Source organism: Lentzea miocenica (assembly GCF_033949945.1).
GTDB lineage: Bacteria > Actinomycetota > Actinomycetes > Mycobacteriales > Pseudonocardiaceae > Lentzea > Lentzea miocenica.
This window is the reverse complement of record NZ_JAXAVW010000004.1, coordinates 120,550-137,566: the sequence shown is the minus strand read 5'-3', so window position 1 is coordinate 137,566 and position 17,017 is coordinate 120,550. Positions and strand designations below refer to the sequence as shown.

The window sequence follows — 17,017 nt, the reverse complement described above, 5'->3', positions numbered from 1 at the left end:
CCAAACACCTGAGAAGGATCAGCCCAGGCGCTGCTTCAGGGCCGCCAGCTCGTCGCGGAGCGTGGTCGGGACCTTCTCGCCGATCTTCGCGAACCACTCCTCGACCAGCGGGATCTCGGCGCGCCACTCGTCGGCGTTGAACTCGAGCGAGGCCTCGATGTCCTCACGCGGCGCGTCCAGGCCTTCGAGGTCCAGGTCGTCGGCGGTCGGCACGTACCCGATCGGCGTCTCCTGCGCGGCGGCCTTGCCCTCGAGGCGCTCGATGGCCCACTTCAGCACGCGCGAGTTCTCGCCGAACCCAGGCCACAGGAAGCGCTTGTCGTCGCCCCTGCGGAACCAGTTGACGTAGAAGATCTTCGGCAGCTTGTCGGCGTCGGCGCGCTTGCCGAGATCGACCCAGTGCTGGAAGTAGTCACCGGCGTTGTAGCCGATGAACGGCAGCATCGCCATCGGGTCGCGGCGCACGACGCCGGTCTTGCCGACAGCGGCGGCCGTGGTCTCCGACGACAGCGTGGCGCCCATGTAGGTGCCGTGCTGCCAGTCACGCGACTCGGTGACCAGTGGGATCGTCGTGGCGCGGCGGCCACCGAAGAAGATCGCCGAGATCGGCACGCCCTTCGGGTCGTCCCACTCCGGCGCCTTGATGTCGCACTGCTCGATCGGCGTGCAGTAGCGCGAGTTCGGGTGCGCCGCCAGCTCGTCGCCGTCCGGCGTCCAGTCCTGGTGCTTCCACGAGGTCAGGTGAGCAGGGGCCTCGCCGATGCCCTCCCACCAGATGTCGCCGTCGTCGGTCAGCGCGACGTTCGTGAACAGCGAGTTGCCCTTGGCGATGGTGCGCATCGCGTTCGGGTTGGTGTGGTAGTCGGTGCCGGGCGCGACGCCGAAGAAGCCGTTCTCCGGGTTCACCGCGTAGAGGCGGCCGTCCTCACCGAAACGCATCCAGGCGATGTCGTCGCCGAGCGTCTCGACCTTCCAGCCGGGGATGGTCGGCTCGAGCATCGCGAGGTTCGTCTTGCCGCAGGCCGACGGGAACGCGGCGGCGATGTAGTACGCCTTGTTCTCCGGCGAGGTGAGCTTGAGGATCAGCATGTGCTCGGCGAGCCAGCCCTCGTCGCGCGCCATGACCGAGGCGATGCGCAGCGAGTAGCACTTCTTGCCGAGCAGGGCGTTGCCGCCGTAGCCGGAGCCGTAGCTCCAGATCTCGCGGGTCTCCGGGAAGTGCGAGATGTACTTGGTTTCGTTGCACGGCCACTGCACGTCCTGCTGGCCGGCCTCGAGCGGCGCGCCGAGCGAGTGCAGCGCGGGCACGAAGTCCGCGTCGTCACCGAAGACCGCGAGAGCCTTGGTGCCCATGCGGGTCATGATGTGCATGGAGACGACGACGTACTCCGAGTCGGTGATCTCGACGCCCAGCATCGGCTTCTCCGCGTCGAGCGGGCCCATGCAGAACGGGATCACGTACATCGTGCGGCCACGCATGCAGCCCCGGTAGAGCTCCGTCATGATGGCCTTCATCTCGGAAGGGTCCATCCAGTTGTTCGTCGCGCCCGAGTCCTCCTCGCGCACCGAACAGATGTACGTGCGCTCCTCGACGCGTGCGACGTCGCTGGGGTCCGAGGCGGCCCAGAAGGAGTTCTGCTTCTTCTTCAGCGGCACGAAGGTGCCGGCGTCGACGAGCTTCTGCGTGAGGCGATCCCACTCACCCTGGGACCCGTCAGCCCAAACAACCTCATCGGGGCAGGTCAGCTCTGCGACTTCCTGAACCCATGCGAGCAAGCGCGCGTGGTTGGTAGGTGCGTGTTCGAGACCGGGAATGGTCACTGCCGTCATCTCGTCTCGTCTCCTGACTGAACGCCTCGGCCGCCCGAGGACGTAGCTGGGTCCGGTGTGGGGACTTCGTCGTCCTCGGGAATAGCTCCACAACGCCCGGTGGGGCCGGGCGTGCGTGGAAGGGGATGGATCGAGGTTAGCCCGGTGAATGGCAGGTAAAGCACCCCCAGCCTGTCGCTTCCCTCACAAAACCGATTCTGGAATCGATTCAGCACTCGGACGGCGTTAAGGCGCGCTTGAGGTGGGAAAAACACAAGAGGCCCCGGTGCGGTTCTCACCACACCGGGGCCTGTGACCTGCGCTTCAGTCGGACGTCAGTTCGGGCTGATCCACTGACCGGTGGTGGAATCGATTCGGACGACACCGTCGAACCGTTCTTCCTCGAACCAGTCGTCCGAGTCGTCCAAAATGCCGCTCTTGGAGTCCGTCACGTAGCGGCCGTCGGACTCGATGTGCCCGTGCTCGACCTCGACCCAGTCGTCACCACGGTGTTCCGACATCGTGACCTCGCCCGATCGTGTGATCTCGGTCGCCACGTCGGCCCGTCCGTCGCCGTTCTTGTCGGTGAACAGCCAGGTGTCACCGTCGTCGTCGCGCACGACAGCGGTGTCGGCCTTGCCGTCGCCATCGGTGTCCTCGGTCGCCTTGCCGACGTTTCGATCGCCTTCGTCGGTGTCCACGACAATCGTCTGAGAGGGCGACGAATTCGTCTTTTGTTCCTGCGAGTCGTTCGGATCGACGGCAACCCACTCGCCGGAATTCTCCTCGAACCGAGCCTGGCTCAGGAGATTGCCGTCCTTGTCGAACGTTGTCATCAGATCGGCGTCGCCGTCACCGTTGCTGTCGGTGAACGCAAGATGACCACCGTCGTCCGTCTCGACCACCGCGGAGTCGTTCACGCCGTCGTGGTCGAGATCGAAGGTGACGTCGGCGGTGTACTCCTCATCCTCGACGGTGACCTTCAGCTCGGCGTCGGCAGCACCGTTCTCGTCGATGTACACCGGGACACACCTCCTGGGCTCTTGCGTACCGGTATGACCCACGTTATGCCGGTTCGGTTCCCTCGCCAACCTCGTGAGGCGTGCCCAGGTCGATCTCGCTCTGATCGATGGCGGCGTCGAGGGCCGCGCGGAAGCGCACGATCTCGCTGCCTTCGAGGGTGAACGCCGGACCGTCGGGGCCGGCGATCTCCACCGCACCCGCGCTCACGCTGACCTCGCAGACCGCGCGGTCCGCGTAACTGTCGCTGCAGTGAAGGAGCCACTCGCGCTGAACGCCCATGGTCAACCTCATCTTCACCCCAGGCCGGCCGATATGGGCTTAACTTTAGCCTTGCTTGAGACTAAAGTCGCTCGCCTAAGCGTATGAAGGGAGGCAGCCACGTGGGTCAGGCCAGACAGACCGTGGAGCGCCTCCAGCTCGGACTCACGCTGCAGCGACTGCGCCTCGCGGCAGGCAAGACGCAGGAGGACGCGGCCGAGACGATCGGCCGGAGCGCGGGCCGGCTCAGCCAGGTGGAGAACGGCAAGGGCGCCCTCGGTTCGACGGAACTCATCCAGCTGCTGGACTTCTACGGCGTAGAGGGTGAAGAGCGATCGACCGTCCTCTCGCTCGGCCGGGTGAGCAGGCGTCGACAGCCCCGCCTCGGGTACGTCGACACCCTGCCGGACTCCTTCCCGCGGTTCATGGACCTGCTCTCGGCCGCGCGACGCATCAGCTGGTACGAGTGCGGAGTCATTCCGGGACTCGTGCAGTCGAAGGGATACGTCAAGGCGATCATCAGCGCGGGGGCGTACATCTCGTCGGAGACGGAGGTCTCCGAACGCATCTCCTTCCGGCTCGCGCTCCAACAGGTGCTCCACTCGGGTCTCGCTGAGCGGATCGACATCGTTTTCACCGAAGACTCGTTGCTGCACGTCCTGGGCGATCGCTCGGTCATGCGCGAGCAGGTGCTGCACATGTTGCAGCTTCTCGAGCAGCACACGGCCCTGAGCATTCGGATCGTTCCGCTCGACGCCATGAACAGTCCGGGCAACGGCGGCGGCATGGTGGCGCTGGAGTTCGACACGTCCGACCCGATCACGTTCAGCACCGTGATCTACGGGCCCTCCGTCTATTACGATCAGCCGTCCCACACGGAGCCCATGCGACAGCTCTTCGAGCAGGTACAAAGCCTTGCGTGGAACGGCAGGGACACTCGTTCAGCCCTGATCAACTTCCTGCAAGGAGCCCCTGATTGACCGCGTGGTGCAAGAGCAGCCACAGCTCTACCGGAGGCGATGCCTGCGTGGAGGTTCGGTACAGCAACGTCATCGTGGGCGTCCGCGACTCCAAAAACCCTGATGGGCCGCGGTTCGACGTGTCGCCGACCGCGTGGCAGGCGTTTCTGAACACGGTCACCCACCCAGCTGGGTGAAAACCGAGCAGGTCCCAGCCGACGCGGCCGATGCGTCGGCCGTACAAGCACGCCCGACAGCCGGCAAGGAGCACTTGGATGAGCTCGTGGCGGAAGAGCAAACACGACCCCGACGACCGTGACGACCCTGATGAGGGCGTCGAGGTGAAGCACACCGAGGAGGACGTCTGGGTGCGCGACCCCAGTGACCCCAACGGCCGTGAGGTCAAGTTTTCGCGCGATGCCTGGAAGTTGTTCCTACGCTCGATCTCGGACGGACCGGATCCGGCCTAGCAACTCCTCGGCCTTCGCGCGTCCCGACTCCACCTCAGCCAGCTGCCGGGTCGCGGACTGCAGTTCGCGGCCCCGTTCGCCCGCCTCCATGCGCAGCGCGCGGTCTACCTCGCGCAGTTCGGCCTCGATGGCCTCGATGCGCTTGGCCAGGGCCTCGTCCAGGGCGAGGGACAGGGCCTGCTCGGCTTCGATGAGCTGTTCGGCGGCCAGTTGGTCCACTGTGGAGCGGGCGTCGGCGATGGCGTCGGAGAGCCATTGCTTGACGTGCTGCTTCTCGGCGGTGTGGGTGCGGGTGCGGGCCATCCACCAGCCTGCGCCGAGACCCAGGGCGATGGTCACCGGCAGGACGATCGGGTTCAGCACGGCTATGCCGAGGCCGGCGAGTGGCATGACGGCGAGTTTGCCCGCGCCCAAGCCACCGGAGACGCCCATGAAGACCAGGAGTTTGTCTTCCGCTGTGGGTGGGCGCTTTTCCTTGGGGCGCAGGATGACCGGGGGTTGTTCGCCGCGTGCGAACTGGCCGCGGATCAGGGTCAGTTCTTCTGACGAGAACATCGTGGCCAGCACGGCGTCGGTGACCTGGGCCAGGCGCACGGACAGTGCGGTGGAGATGCGGCCGGACACGACCTGCAGGGCTGTGTCGACCTGCTGCGGCAGCTGGGCCAGGCCGGTGCGGTCGGCGGCGTCGATGGCCTGGCGGTACCAGGTCTGGAGGTCGCGCATCTGGCGCGAGATCTCGTGGGAGTTCTCGACTCGGGCGCGTTGGACCTCGCCGCGCAGGCGGACCTGCCAGCCTCGGGTGGACGAGCGGCGTTCGGTTTGCAGTTCTTCGCGGCGGGCCCTCAGCACAGCGGCTTCGTCTTCGCCCACGGACAGGGCGCGCTTCTCGTGTTCCAGACGAATCGTGAGCTCGTCCAGCACGGTCGACAGGGCGCGCAGGGCGTTGGCCTCGGCCAGCATGCCGGCGCGGCCGGCGACCAGTTCTTGCAGGGAAGTCTGCAGCAAAGCGACGCCGGAACGTTCGCGGAGCATGGCGGCGGCGTCCGGGTTCGGGGCATGGGCTGCCATGTCGAACATGCGCGACGACACCGGGTACCAGGTGGCATCGGCGAAGCGCGGGGCGTGCTCGGCCAGGAGCGCGCGGTCGGCGTCGAGGACCTGGCGCCAGCCGCGGTACTGGTCGGTCTTGGTCAGGGCGAAGACGACGGTTTCGACGCGGTCGCCCACGCGTTTCAGGAAGTCGAGCTCGCCGCGGGTGAACGGGGACGAGGCGTCGACGACGAAGACCAGGGCGGTGGCCGAGGTGACGGCTTCGAGGGCCAGTTCGCCGTGCACCGACTCGAGGCCGCCGACGCCTGGAGTGTCCACAACGGACATGCGCTCCAGCAGCGGGATCGGCGCGTCGACCTCGACGTACCGCGGCGGGAGCTCGCCGGGAGGCAGGTCGTGGGCCGCGGACACCCAGTTGATCAGTGCGGGCAGCGGGAACGACACCGGCGCGAGCAGGCCGGGATAGCAGGCGCGGGCCGCCCAGGTCGGGCCGTGCTGGAAGACCAGGTAGGTCGAGGTGGCCACGTCGGCGTCGACCGGCGACAGGCCCGGAGTGGCCAGCAGGGCGTTGACCAGCGAGGACTTGCCGCGGTTCGTCTCACCGACGATCACCACGGACGACACCTCCGGAGCCCCGCGACGAGTGACCCAGTCGGCCATGGACGGGTCGAGCTCGCGCACGAGAGAGGTGAGGCGTTCGCGCGTCTGCCGGACCGTCTGGGAGAGGTTGCTCATCGGGCCGTGTACACGGTCACGATCGGAGCCCGCAGGAGACGTCCGCGGTCGCAGAAGCCGGGTACCTCCGTCTCGGCGACCAGGCCCAGCAGCGCCTTGTCGTCCGTCGGCACCGTCCCGCCCGCCTCGTGCTGCGACGGGTCGAACCGTTCACCGTCGGCGCGCAGGGCCACGACGCCTATCGACGACAGGCCTTCCTCGATGCGTGCGACCACGCCGGCACTGGCGCGGTCCAGCGCGTACATGCACAGCTGGACCAGCGCGCGGCGCTCGGCCAACGCCTGGTCGAGCAGCTCGTCGGCAATGGTCTCCACACCGTCATCCGACGCCAGATCGGTGGGATCGGTTCCGTTCACGCTCATCGGTGCCCCCCAGCACGTAGTTGCTGCCAGATGAGGAAATACGCCCGATGGACGACATGCGCCACTCGGGCCTGCGCCGGCGTCGCGCCGAACGACGCGAACGAACGCCACCAACCGGCCCGTTCCAGCGCATGTGCGACCAGTTCAGAGCCAGGACGGCCGGTCAGTCCCAGCTGAGCGGGGACGTCCGGGGTGCTGCCGACGCGCAGCACCTCCTCGGTCAGGTCCGGTGCCAGCGTGACCGCGCCGGACGACACCAGCGTCAACGCCTCCAGCAGCCGCAGCTGGTGCGCCTCCGGCCGGGCCAGCAGGACCTCGATCGCGTCGTGCACGCGCTGCCGTTCGCCGGGATCGCCCGAGGCCAGCGAGGTGACGGACGCCAGCGCGGCCGCCGCCTTGATGCCGTCGGCCCGCGCCCGGAACACCGCGTCCAGCCGACCGCGGACGGCGGCGAACCCGGACGCGTCGAACAGGACCCGCCGCAACGCGCCGGCCGTCAGCCCAGGTTCGGCGTCCAAGGCCGCAAGAGCGCGGCCGATGCCGTAGAGGTCGAGCTTCTCCAGCAACCGCGAGCGCACGCCCGCCGCCACGTCGCAGTCCCACGACGTGAAGAGGTCACCGGACATCAGCATCATCGTGCGGGTGTCCGCGTCCAACGCCGCGAGCTGCCGCAACGCCTCCGCGTCCGCCGACGTGAACTCCCCGGTCTCCGCCGACTCGGCGAGCAGGCTGATCACCGGCAGCACGTCCGCGACCCGCGGCTTCAGCAGCTGGGCCTGCTTCGACGCGAGTATCTCCGCGGCCCGCCAGACGTCACCGTCCGAGCCTTCAACGGTTTCCGGAGCCACGGCGTCGACCTTGTTCAACGCGGCGATGGCGTTGACCGGCCCTGCCTCACGAGAAGCGGTCGCGGCGGTGAACGCGGCCAACGTCGAGTGGTCGTCCGCGCGCACGCCCTGCGTCACGACGTAGAGAACCGCCTCGGCACCAGCGACAGCGTTGCGCGACACCGGATCCAGCAGTTCCTCGGTGCGCGCGACCGATGCCGTGTCCAGCGACCCGAGCCCTGGGGTGTCGATGACGGTGAAGTCGCGCAGAACGGCGTTCGTCAGGTACGCCTCGATGTGCGAGATGCCTTCCACGCCAAGAGAGGCGGGAATCATGCCGTTCGCGTCGAACGGCAGCACCTGGCGTCGTCCGTCCCGAAGCACGACTTCGATGCGGTCGACCGTTCCGTACTGATAGCGCGTGACGAGCCGTGTGCACTCACCGATGTCGGTGGGCGCGACCCGTCGTCCGATCAACGCGTTGACCAGCGTCGACTTGCCCGACTTGATCCGCCCGGCGACCGCGACCTGCAACGGCGCGTGCAGGCGGCGCAGCACTTCCTGGAATCCGGCGGCGGTCTGCTGGGAGACCTGAGGTTGCAAGGCAACACACAAGTGGGCCACCGCCGCGCACAACGGTCCGGCCAGCTGTTGTTGTTGTCCTTGCAACGCCGTCACGGGCACTGATCGTGCCACGGTTTGTGCACGTGCGTGCGCGGGTAGCCACAGCGCATGGGTGACAGCTACGTGACGTTCCTAGTGCTGGGGATCGTCCTGGTCGTGGTCGACGGCCAGCTGATCTACCGCGGCGGCAAGGGATACCTCAAGCGCGCCGCGTACGACGAAGAGCAGGCCGGCAGCATGATGAAGCTGACGACCGTGCTGTTCCACCTCGTCGTGCTCGGCCTGCTGGCACTGGTGTCGATCATCAACGTCGACACCGGCGATCCGGTGAAGAACGTGGTCGTGAAGCTGGGCATCGTGCTGTTGCTGCTGGCACTGGCTCACGGCGCGACGATGGCGATCCTGGCCAGGATTCGGGATCGCCAGGTGCAGCAGCAACTCGCGGACGAGATGGCCGAAGAGCACCGCATCTACGAAGAGCGCCAAGAACGTCAGGCGCACATCGGCGAACCGCGACCCGCGCCCAAGATCGAGTCGCCTTACTCACCCACGTAGTGGGACCGCACGGCGTTCAGTGCCTCCCCCTCACTGGCGCCGAGTGACCGAGCGATGGCGACGAACTCCGCCGCAGCGGCGGAGAGCGGGTCCGGTGCATGCGAGGGCAGGGCAGCCACCACGGTGCCCTGCCTTCGTCCTGTCGTGAGCACCCCTTCGGTCTCCAGCTCCCGATACGCCCGCGCGACGGTTCCGGCGGCGAGCCCCAGGTCGGCGGCGAGCTGCCGGATCGTCGGCAATCGCGACCCGACCGGCAACACACCCCCGCTGATCAACCGCACCAGCTGATCGCGCACCTGACGCCAGGGCGCGACGCCGTTGTCGACGTCGACGACGATCCTGGGAGCTGTCATCTGACGATCTTGGCTGGTTGTGGCTTCGTGTTGGCCATCGAGACCCACGCCAGCAGGCCGGCGATGCCGAACCAGGGACCGGCCAGTCCTCCCACCACGGCCACACCGAGCCCCGTCGCGACGTGCACGCTGCGGGTGCGCAACGCCATGTCGACCGCCTCATCACCATCGGCAGGCCGCGCGACGGCAGCCCAGACGGCCAGCGCGACCGCGAGCACCGACCCCGCCAGCCAGGCGACAGCGGTCCACCGCGGGCTGATCACGAGGTAGACCGCGACAACCACCACGAACACCACGTAGGTGAGCAGGACCCACCTCGACGCGATGTCGAACAGCCCGCGCGGTGCGAGCGACGCCTCTCGACGAGCGCCGCGGCGTGGACGCAGCGCCAGCAGCTCGGCGAGCAGCGTTCCCGCGAGAACCACGACCACGAGCTGGTCGACGTCGTCGCCCCATTTCGGTACGAGCCAGAGCACCGAATAGAGCCACGGGTAGAGCAGCCGACGCCGCTTCAGGTACCGGACGGCGTCCTCGACCTGGGCGTCGGTGGGGTCTGCCACCTGCCACTTCTTCAGCAGCTTCACGCCGGTCGACCTGATCGGCCACAACATCACCAGCAGGAACAGGCCCACAGCCGCGACCACGACGAGCTGAATCCAGAAATCCCTGTCGAACACCGGCCACCCCCAGCTTTGTATCAACCCCTCGACACAATAACTCACACTGAAGTCGTACGCAGCGTCAGCCCGTGGCGCGACGCGCGAAAGTTCGGCCCGCACCTAACCTTGTCCAGTGCGGAGGTTCAGCCTGTGGATGAAGGCTCACCCGGCGTTCGGGGACTCCCTGATCGCCGGGCTGTTGCTGATCTTCGACCTGGGAGTGGGCGTCAGCGGGATCGACCGCGGCGTGTCGTTCTCCGCGTTCCTCGCCGTCACACTCCTGATGCTCGGCCCACTGCCGTTCCGGCGCTACCACCCGCTCGGCACCAGCTACCTGATCCTCGCGGGCGCGTTCCTGCAGCTCTTCACCCACGGCGGGGAGAACGGCATCCCGGCGCGGATGTCGGACTTCGCGCTGGCCATCGCCCTGTACACGCTGGTCGCGTACATCGGCCGCAAGTCAGGCCTGATCTACTCGGCCTGGCTGCTGGCGGGCACGCTGCTCTGGGCGATCTTCCAGATCGGCGAGATCCAGGCCGTCTTCCTGGTGTTCATGGTCTTCGTGATCTTCGGCTTCAGCTGGGCCATGGGCGAGTTCGTGGGCGCCCGCCGCGCCTACCAAAGCGAGCTGGAACAACGCCTGGCCCTGCTGGAAACCGAACGCGACCAGCAAGCCAAGATCGCAGTAGGCGAAGAACGCTCCCGCATAGCCCGCGAACTGCACGACGTGGTGGCACACGCGGTGAGCGTCATGATCGTCCACGCCGACGGCGCCGCCTACACGATCCGCTCCCAGCCAGAAGTAGCCGAGAACGCCGTCCGCACGATCGCCGACACCGGCCGTCAGGCCCTGACCGAGATGCGCCGCCTCCTGGGCGTCCTGCGCAGCGAAGACGCCGAAACTCAGTGGGCCCCACAACCCGACGCACGAGGCGTGGTCGAACTGGCCGAGAACACCCGCGCGGCCGGCGTGCCGGTCCGCCTGGAAATCAGCGGCGACGTGGACGACCTGCCCGTAGGCGTGGGCCTGAGCGTCTACCGAATCGTCCAGGAAGCACTGACCAACACCATCAAACACGCCGGATCGGGCACCACCGCCATCGTCCGCCTGGCCCGCTCGCCAGAAGAACTGCGCCTGGAAATCGTCGACAACGGCTTCGGCACCCCTCACGACGTCGTGAAAGTCTCCGGCGGCAACGGCCTGATCGGCATGAGGGAACGTGCCGCGGTCCTCGGCGGCGAGTTCGAAGCAGGCCCCAACCCAGGCGGAGGCTGGCGCGTGCGCGCGAGCTTCCCACTAGCCGCATAGGGTGATCGAGTGATTCGGGTGCTGCTGGTCGACGACCAGGAACTCATGCGCATGGGCTTCCGCATGGTGCTGGGCGCGCAAGAGGACATCGACGTCATCGGCGAAGCCGCCGACGGACTGGACGCCGTGCAAATGGCCGACAAACTCCGCCCCGACGTCGTGCTCATGGACGTCCGCATGCCAGTGCTGGACGGCGTGGAAGCAACAAAACGCATCACCGAAGCCAACACGGCCAAAGTCCTGGTCATGACCACCTTCGACATGGACGAATACGCCCTGTCCGCCCTCCGCAACGGCGCCAGCGGCTTCCTCCTGAAGGACACCCCACCGTCAGACCTCGTATCGGCCCTGCGCGCGGTGGCCTCCGGCGACGCCGTGGTCTCGCCCTCCGTCACCAAGCGCCTGCTGGGCCGCTTCCTCGGCGACGGCGGCGGCGAACTCCGCGACGCCTCGATGCTCGACGTCCTCACCGAACGCGAGCGCGAAGTGCTCGTGCTGATCGCGAAGGGCCTGTCGAACACCGAGATCGCACGGAAGCTCTTCCTGTCCGAGGCCACGGTGAAGACCCACGTGGGCCGGATCCTGGCAAAGCTGGAACTGCGAGACCGCGTACAGGCCGTGGTCCTGGCCTACGAAACCGGTCTCGTCCGCCCCGGCGACGCCTAACCCACGCCGATAGCCACGCCGATGCCGCAGGCGAGGCGACCCAAAGGCGAAGCCGAGGCGCTCTTAGCTTGAAACGCGAGGTTCCGGTGGGGGTCCCCGTCACCCGAACCGCACCACCCACGCAACCGGCAGCCGCCCAACGAAACAGGCGTGCCATCAACCCGCGCGTGGCGTGGTACCCCCTGATCAGATTGGCGGGGGACTGGGGGCGGAGCCCAGGGGAAGCACGCAACAGGAACTCGCCGCCCGCAACCCAACCACCCTCAAAGCCAGCGACCCTCAAAACCCAGCGCCCTACCGGTAATCCGCCGGGTCAGCCTCCACAACCACCCCCGCCATCCGAGGCTTCACCACCTCGTCGTACCAACGCCCCCAGTCAGGCTGCGACCCGTCGAGATCCGTGAACCCGTACTCCCGCTTGAGCCGCCACGAAGACAAGCACTGCCCCGAAAACCGTCCACGATCCGAATCCGCCGCCACATGCGCAAGTCCACGCCCGAGATAGTGCGGCGTCTCCGAGATCGCGTAGTCCGGCACCTTCTCGACCGCATCCCGCCAGGTCGCCTCGGTGACCCCGAACGTCTCCAACATCTGCTCAGACCGCAGAAACCCCGGCGTAGCAGCAATCGCCGTGACGTTCGGAACGTCCCGAAGATCCTTGGCCAGCACCTCACCGAACCGCCGCACCGAATTCTTCACCGCGTCGTACGTGAGGTTCACGAAGTAAGCCTCCCCGTCCTCCCCGTCAGTCACCTCGACGACAAGCCCGTCGTCGGAGCGCACGAGGATCGGCATCAGCTTGTGCAACGCCACCAGGTGCGTCTCAATCCCGTTGCGCCACATCCGCAACTGCCGATCGAGATCGTGCTCCCAGAACTTCCCCCACTCAACAAGATTCTCCCCACCCCAGGCGTTGTCGACGAAGATGTCGAGCTTGTCGATCCTCGCGGCGAACGCGTCCACATCGGACGGATCCGTGAAGTCGCACCGAATGGCAATCCCCTTGCCACCGGCAGCGTCCACCAACTCCGCGGTCTCCTCGATCGTCTCCGACCGCCCGACCTCGGACTGCTGTTCGCGCGTCGTGCGACCTCCGACGAAGACCGTCGCTCCAGCCGCCCCGAGCTCGACCGCGATCGCCCGCCCAGCACCACGCGTGGCCCCGGTGACAACCGCGACCTTCCCCGTCAGATCGGGCTCACTTCTTTGCGACACGTCGAGTTCCCTTTCCCTCGCGCCAGGAGAGGACGACCATCTCGTCTCCCTCGACGGTGATCGACACGACCTCGGTGACGGTCAGCCGGAAGAGGTCGAGCTCGTCCGGGTTCGGTTGCCAGCCGGTGCGCTCGAAGAGCTCCTTCAGGTAGTCGGTCTTGTCCGTCCAGAACTCCGCGGAACCACTGATCTTCGCGTCCCCGGCCTCCGTCATCGAGGCCGTAGTCGTGTTGCAGTGCAACGAGAACCGGGGATCACGACGCAGATCAAGCGACTTCAACGAGGCAGGCATCATCCCGACCCACAGGTCGCCACGCGCGAAATCCGGTTCCACGCCACTGATCCGCGGCGCCCCGTCCTTCCGCAGCGTCGCGATCAACGCGTGCCGGTCCGCGGCGAACCGGCTCTGCACGAACGCGGCCAGGTCGGGTTGTTCGGCCGCGAACTCCGCCCAGGTAGCCATCAGCGCATCCCTTTCAACACCAGATCGACGTCCTCTGCCGTGCGTGTCAGCAGCTCCCCCCGCGGGCGCACCGACCAGTCCATCGAGATCCCGTACACCAGCGCGGAGAGGACTCGGGCCGCGTTCGGCGGCAGCCCCTCGGCCGCGCACAGGATCTCCAGTTCGGCCTCCAGCACCGCGTAGTGCCTGGCCAGCAACGCACGCAGCTCCGGGTCGATCAGGTCGACGCCGAGCTGCGCGAGGTTGTTCGTCGCCACCACCGGGTCGGCCAGCCGGTCGAACCAGGTCAGCAACGCGTCGCGAACGGTCCCGGCCTCGCGCATCCTGCGGACGACCTCTTCGGTGCCCGCCCTGGTCAGCGCCTGCAGCAGGCCGCTCTTCGACCCGAACCGCTTCGCCACCGCCCCGACCGACACCCCGGCCTCCGCCGCGACGTCCGCGACCGTGAACTCCGGTCCGCGCCGGTCGATGACCGCCGCGACAGCGTTCAGGATCCGCTCGTCGGTGATGGTGCGAGGTCGTGCCACCGCATTAGTGAACCACAGTTCACTAACCATCGCATAGGGTGGCGTCACGTGACCTGGAGACCGCGTCTGGTGGCGCTGGACATCGACGGAACCCTGACCCCTGTCGGCTCGAACCACATCGCCCCGGCGGTGAAAGCAGCCATCACACGCGCGACGGAACACGGCGCTGTGGTCGTGCTCTGCACCGGCCGCAGCCTCATCGGCACCACCCCGATCGCCGCGCAGCTGCCCGCGTCGTTCGCCATCTGCTCGAACGGCGCCGTGTGGTGGGATCCGGCACTCTCAGAGGTCACCAAGCGCACGACGTTCGATCCCGGCCCGACGATCAAGGCGCTGCAAGCACTGCTGCCGGACACGGTGTTCGCGGTCGAGCAGACCGGCGTCGGCAACCTCTCGCTCGGCCGGTTCCTGCCGGGCGACCTGTGGGGCGTGACGACCGAGACGACGTTCGACGAGATCGCGGCCACCCCGACCCCGCGGCTGGTCATGCGCTGGCTCGACCACACGCCGGCCGAGCTGTCGTTCGCCGTTCGCGAGCTCGACCTGCCCGGCGTCGAGTGGTCCGTCGACCACACCGAGGCGTGGCTGACCGCGGTGCCGCTGAACGTCTCGAAGGGATCGGCGCTGGAGGAACTCCGACAGGAGCTCGGGATCTCCGCCGACGACACGCTGGCGATCGGCGACGGCGGCAACGACGTCGAGATGCTGCGGTGGGCGGCGCTCGGGATCGCGATGGGCCAGGCGCCGGCGACCGTGCAGGCAGTGGCCGACGAGGTCACCGGGACAGTGCTGGAAGACGGTGCGGTGCAAGCGTTGTCGCGCTTCTTCCCGGCCTAGTGGGTGTGGCGTGGCCCGGCCACGTTCCGGGTCACGCCACTGCGCGCGGGTCTAGTCGGACACGTTCATCTTGGCGACGATCTTGTCGACCTTCACCCGGACGACCATCTCGCCCGGCACGCCGTTGCGATCGGCGTAGGTGTCGGCCTGGTCGGCGCCCATGTAGCGCGCGGCCGTGCGGCCCGCCCAGTACTTGAGCTGCTCGGGGTCCTCGTCGGTGATCGCCTGACCGGTGATCGTCACGAAGTTGAACGGCGGGGTCTCGTCGTCGAAGCACAGGGCCACCCGGCCGTCGCGCAGGATCGACTTGCCCTTGATCGTGTCGCGCGCGGTCAGGAAGACGACGTCAGGGCCGTCGAGGTCCACCCACACCGGTGCCACGTGCGGTGATCCGTCCTTGCGGGTGACCGCGAGCTTGCCGGTGCGGGCGGGCTTGGCCAGCACGAACTCGCGCCACCAGCCTTCGGGAGCTTCCGTGTATCCCATGTGGCTCATTCAACTACGACGGAGGTAGCGGCACCCGACGACTGAAGTTGACGCGGCTGAAGACCGCAGGGCGATGTGGCGGACCCCCTCGGAGTTGGAGAGTTGTCCCCAGCACCGAGAGGGGAAAGCCAATGATCGAGGCAATCGGCCTCACCAAGAGATACGGCAGGACGGTCGCGGTCGACGACCTGTCGTTCACCGTCCAACCTGGACGGGTGACCGGGTTCCTCGGTCCGAACGGCGCAGGCAAGTCCACCACCATGCGGATGATCCTGGGGCTCGACCGTCCGACGGCAGGCCGCGTGCTGATCGACGGAAAGCCCTACGCGGAGCTCGACCGTCCACTGCGGACTGTCGGCGCGCTCCTCGACGCCAAGTGGGTGCACCCGAACCGCTCCGCCCGCGCTCACCTGCGCTGGCTCGCCAAGTCCAACGGGCTGCCGAACAAGCGCGTGGACGCGGTGCTGGAGGCGGTCGGCCTCACGCAGGTCGCCGGCAAGAACGCCGGTGGGTTCTCGCTCGGCATGTCGCAGCGGCTGGGGATCGCCGCGGCACTGCTCGGTGAGCCGTCCGTGCTGCTGTTCGACGAGCCGGTCAACGGCCTGGACCCGGAGGGCATCCTCTGGATCCGCACGTTCATGCAGAACCTCGCCGCCGAGGGCCGCACGGTCCTGGTGTCGAGCCACCTGCTGTCCGAAATGGCACTGACGGCCAGCGAGCTCATCGTGATCGGCAAGGGGAAGCTGATCACCCAGAGCAGCACCGCCGAGTTCATCGACCGCTCAACGGGTAACTCAGTGCTCGTGCGCAGCCCTCAACTCTTCAAGCTCGGCCCGCTTCTGGTGGACAAGGGGTTCACGGTTCGTGACGGCGCGGATGGCGCGTTGTCCGTATCGGGTGCGACAAGTGACCAGATCGGTGACATCGCCGCAGCTAACGGTGTTGTCCTGCACGAGCTCAGCCCGCAGCGCGGCTCGCTCGAAGAGGCGTTCATGCAGCTGACCGGCGATGCTGTCGAGTACCACGCAGAGATCGGGAAGTGAGTCTGATGACCCTGTTGGCAGTTGAGAGAATCAAGCTCTTCTCGACCCGTTCGCCCTACTGGTGCACGGCGCTCGCCCTGGTCCTGGGTGTCGGTCTCACCGCGATCATCGCGGCCTCGACCGAGAACGGGCAGCTGTCCATCGGCGTCACCCAGTTCGGCAGCAGCCAGCTCGCGCTGGCCGTCGTGCTGGTGATGTCGGCGCTCGCGGTCACCACCGAGTACCGCTTCAGCACGATCCGCGCCACGTTCCTCGCGGTGCCGAACCGGACGTCCGCGCTGGTCGCCAAGACCGTCGTGGTCGCGTTCATCGCCGGTGTCCTCGGCGAGATCATCGCGTTCGCCTCGTGGGGCATGGCGAAACTGCTGTCGCCCGCCTCCGACCTCGCGATCAACACGGGTCCGGAGTGGCGGCACGTCGCGGGCGTCGGCCTGCTCTACGCCGTCGGCGCGGTCCTCGCGATCGCGGTCGGCATCCTGGTCCGCCAGACCGCCGGTGCCGTGGCCATCCTGCTGGTGTGGAACATGCTGCTCGAAGGCCTGATCGGGATCATCCCGAAGGCCGGCGTGAAGATCCAGGCGTGGCTGCCCTTCCAGAACGCCAACCACTTCTTGGCCCTGCCCAGCGGCGCCGACGCCGGTGAGCAGGTGACGGCCGGCATCGACTTCAAGCTGAGCCAGTGGGGTTCGCTCGGCTACTTCGCCGGCATCGCGATCGCGTTGCTGGTGGTCGCGCTCATCGTCGCCAAGCGGCGGGACGCGTGACCGAGTAAAGGGGGAGCGGGGCG

The 17,017-nt window shown here is 67.4% G+C and carries 21 protein-coding genes; 9 read left to right on the top strand and 12 right to left on the bottom strand.

From position 1 onward, the window contains the following. Positions 1–18: 18 nt before the first annotated feature. The 3 genes from SK803_RS06445 to SK803_RS06435 all read right to left on the bottom strand — a co-directional run bounded on the left by SK803_RS06445 (position 19) and on the right by SK803_RS06435 (position 3,123). The gene (locus tag SK803_RS06445) at positions 19–1,830 is read right to left on the bottom strand and encodes a phosphoenolpyruvate carboxykinase (GTP) (RefSeq protein WP_319964845.1); all 1,812 of its coding nucleotides are present in this window, start codon (positions 1,828–1,830) and stop codon (positions 19–21) included. 314 nt (positions 1,831–2,144) lie between these two features. Further along, entirely contained in the window at positions 2,145–2,831 is a 687-nt protein-coding gene (locus SK803_RS06440) for a hypothetical protein (protein WP_319964844.1), read from the bottom strand. 43 nt (positions 2,832–2,874) lie between these two features. Then, positions 2,875–3,123, bottom strand: a complete 249-nt coding sequence (locus tag SK803_RS06435; RefSeq protein ID WP_319964843.1) for a hypothetical protein — start codon at positions 3,121–3,123, stop codon at positions 2,875–2,877. Between the two features lie 89 nt (positions 3,124–3,212). On the opposite strand from SK803_RS06435, the gene SK803_RS06430 reads away from it, so the two are divergent. The 3 genes from SK803_RS06430 (at position 3,213) to SK803_RS06420 (ending at position 4,519) form a co-directional block, all read left to right on the top strand. Then, positions 3,213–4,070 carry a helix-turn-helix domain-containing protein gene (locus SK803_RS06430; RefSeq protein ID WP_319964842.1) on the top strand — a complete coding sequence of 286 codons (858 nt, stop codon included), beginning with the start codon at positions 3,213–3,215 and terminating at the stop codon, positions 4,068–4,070. Then, complete coding sequence (locus SK803_RS06425) at positions 4,067–4,246, top strand: DUF397 domain-containing protein (RefSeq protein WP_319964841.1); 180 nt, start codon at positions 4,067–4,069, stop codon at positions 4,244–4,246. The genes SK803_RS06430 and SK803_RS06425 overlap by 4 nt, the downstream gene beginning before the upstream one ends. 78 nt (positions 4,247–4,324) lie before the next feature. Then, entirely contained in the window at positions 4,325–4,519 is a 195-nt protein-coding gene (locus SK803_RS06420) for a DUF397 domain-containing protein (protein ID WP_319964840.1), read from the top strand. Here SK803_RS06420 and SK803_RS06415 read toward each other — a convergent pair. From SK803_RS06415 to SK803_RS06405, 3 genes are read right to left on the bottom strand one after another with little or no spacing between them, the layout of a single operon-like run. Then, the gene (locus tag SK803_RS06415; protein ID WP_319964839.1) at positions 4,484–6,304 is read right to left on the bottom strand and encodes a dynamin family protein; all 1,821 of its coding nucleotides are present in this window, start codon (positions 6,302–6,304) and stop codon (positions 4,484–4,486) included. The two genes, SK803_RS06420 and SK803_RS06415, sit on opposite strands and share 36 nt — an antisense overlap. Beyond that, on the bottom strand, positions 6,301–6,666 hold the full coding sequence (grpE, locus tag SK803_RS06410) for a nucleotide exchange factor GrpE (RefSeq protein ID WP_319964838.1): 366 nt from the start codon (positions 6,664–6,666) through the stop codon (positions 6,301–6,303). The genes SK803_RS06415 and grpE overlap by 4 nt, the downstream gene beginning before the upstream one ends. Then, positions 6,663–8,162 carry a dynamin family protein gene (locus SK803_RS06405; protein WP_319965039.1) on the bottom strand — a complete coding sequence of 500 codons (1,500 nt, stop codon included), beginning with the start codon at positions 8,160–8,162 and terminating at the stop codon, positions 6,663–6,665. Before SK803_RS06405 ends, grpE begins: the two co-directional genes overlap by 4 nt. A 63-nt stretch (positions 8,163–8,225) precedes the next feature. Between SK803_RS06405 and SK803_RS06400 the strand changes: the two genes are divergently transcribed. Continuing rightward, positions 8,226–8,672, top strand: coding sequence for a hypothetical protein (locus tag SK803_RS06400; protein WP_319964837.1), 447 nt, complete (start codon positions 8,226–8,228; stop codon positions 8,670–8,672). On the opposite strand, the gene SK803_RS06395 is transcribed toward SK803_RS06400, so the two are convergent. Then, a complete protein-coding gene (locus SK803_RS06395; protein WP_319964836.1) occupies positions 8,657–9,025 on the bottom strand; it encodes a GntR family transcriptional regulator in 369 nt (122 codons plus the stop codon). The genes SK803_RS06400 and SK803_RS06395 overlap by 16 nt on opposite strands. After that, entirely contained in the window at positions 9,022–9,702 is a 681-nt protein-coding gene (locus tag SK803_RS06390; RefSeq protein WP_319964835.1) for a hypothetical protein, read from the bottom strand. Before SK803_RS06390 ends, SK803_RS06395 begins: the two co-directional genes overlap by 4 nt. 115 nt (positions 9,703–9,817) lie before the next feature. Between SK803_RS06390 and SK803_RS06385 the strand changes: the two genes are divergently transcribed. Further along, positions 9,818–10,993, top strand: a complete 1,176-nt coding sequence (locus tag SK803_RS06385) for a sensor histidine kinase (protein ID WP_319964834.1) — start codon at positions 9,818–9,820, stop codon at positions 10,991–10,993. 9 nt (positions 10,994–11,002) lie between these two features. Continuing rightward, positions 11,003–11,659 (top strand): response regulator transcription factor, encoded by a 657-nt coding sequence (locus tag SK803_RS06380; RefSeq protein ID WP_319964833.1) that lies wholly within the window; start codon positions 11,003–11,005, stop codon positions 11,657–11,659. Positions 11,660–11,953: 294 nt separating this feature from the next. On the opposite strand, the gene SK803_RS06375 is transcribed toward SK803_RS06380, so the two are convergent. Genes SK803_RS06375 through SK803_RS06365 form a run of 3 tightly spaced genes read right to left on the bottom strand, consistent with a single transcriptional unit; the run spans position 11,954 to position 13,864 of the window. Continuing rightward, a complete protein-coding gene (locus SK803_RS06375; protein ID WP_319964832.1) occupies positions 11,954–12,874 on the bottom strand; it encodes an SDR family oxidoreductase in 921 nt (306 codons plus the stop codon). Beyond that, on the bottom strand, positions 12,858–13,337 hold the full coding sequence (locus tag SK803_RS06370; protein ID WP_319964831.1) for a pyridoxamine 5'-phosphate oxidase family protein: 480 nt from the start codon (positions 13,335–13,337) through the stop codon (positions 12,858–12,860). The genes SK803_RS06375 and SK803_RS06370 overlap by 17 nt, the downstream gene beginning before the upstream one ends. After that, positions 13,337–13,864, bottom strand: a complete 528-nt coding sequence (locus tag SK803_RS06365; protein WP_319964830.1) for a TetR/AcrR family transcriptional regulator — start codon at positions 13,862–13,864, stop codon at positions 13,337–13,339. Before SK803_RS06365 ends, SK803_RS06370 begins: the two co-directional genes overlap by 1 nt. Positions 13,865–13,912: 48 nt before the next feature. On the opposite strand from SK803_RS06365, the gene SK803_RS06360 reads away from it, so the two are divergent. Continuing rightward, positions 13,913–14,701 (top strand): HAD family hydrolase, encoded by a 789-nt coding sequence (locus SK803_RS06360; protein ID WP_319964829.1) that lies wholly within the window; start codon positions 13,913–13,915, stop codon positions 14,699–14,701. A 51-nt stretch (positions 14,702–14,752) separates the two neighbouring features. On the opposite strand, the gene SK803_RS06355 is transcribed toward SK803_RS06360, so the two are convergent. Further along, positions 14,753–15,187, bottom strand: coding sequence for a PPOX class F420-dependent oxidoreductase (locus tag SK803_RS06355; RefSeq protein ID WP_319964828.1), 435 nt, complete (start codon positions 15,185–15,187; stop codon positions 14,753–14,755). A gap of 131 nt (positions 15,188–15,318) precedes the next feature. On the opposite strand from SK803_RS06355, the gene SK803_RS06350 reads away from it, so the two are divergent. Both SK803_RS06350 and SK803_RS06345 read left to right on the top strand, forming a co-directional pair. Continuing rightward, on the top strand, positions 15,319–16,230 hold the full coding sequence (locus SK803_RS06350; RefSeq protein WP_319964827.1) for an ABC transporter ATP-binding protein: 912 nt from the start codon (positions 15,319–15,321) through the stop codon (positions 16,228–16,230). Positions 16,231–16,235: 5 nt separating this feature from the next. After that, the gene (locus tag SK803_RS06345) at positions 16,236–16,994 is read left to right on the top strand and encodes a hypothetical protein (RefSeq protein WP_319964826.1); all 759 of its coding nucleotides are present in this window, start codon (positions 16,236–16,238) and stop codon (positions 16,992–16,994) included. Positions 16,995–17,017 lie beyond the last annotated feature (23 nt).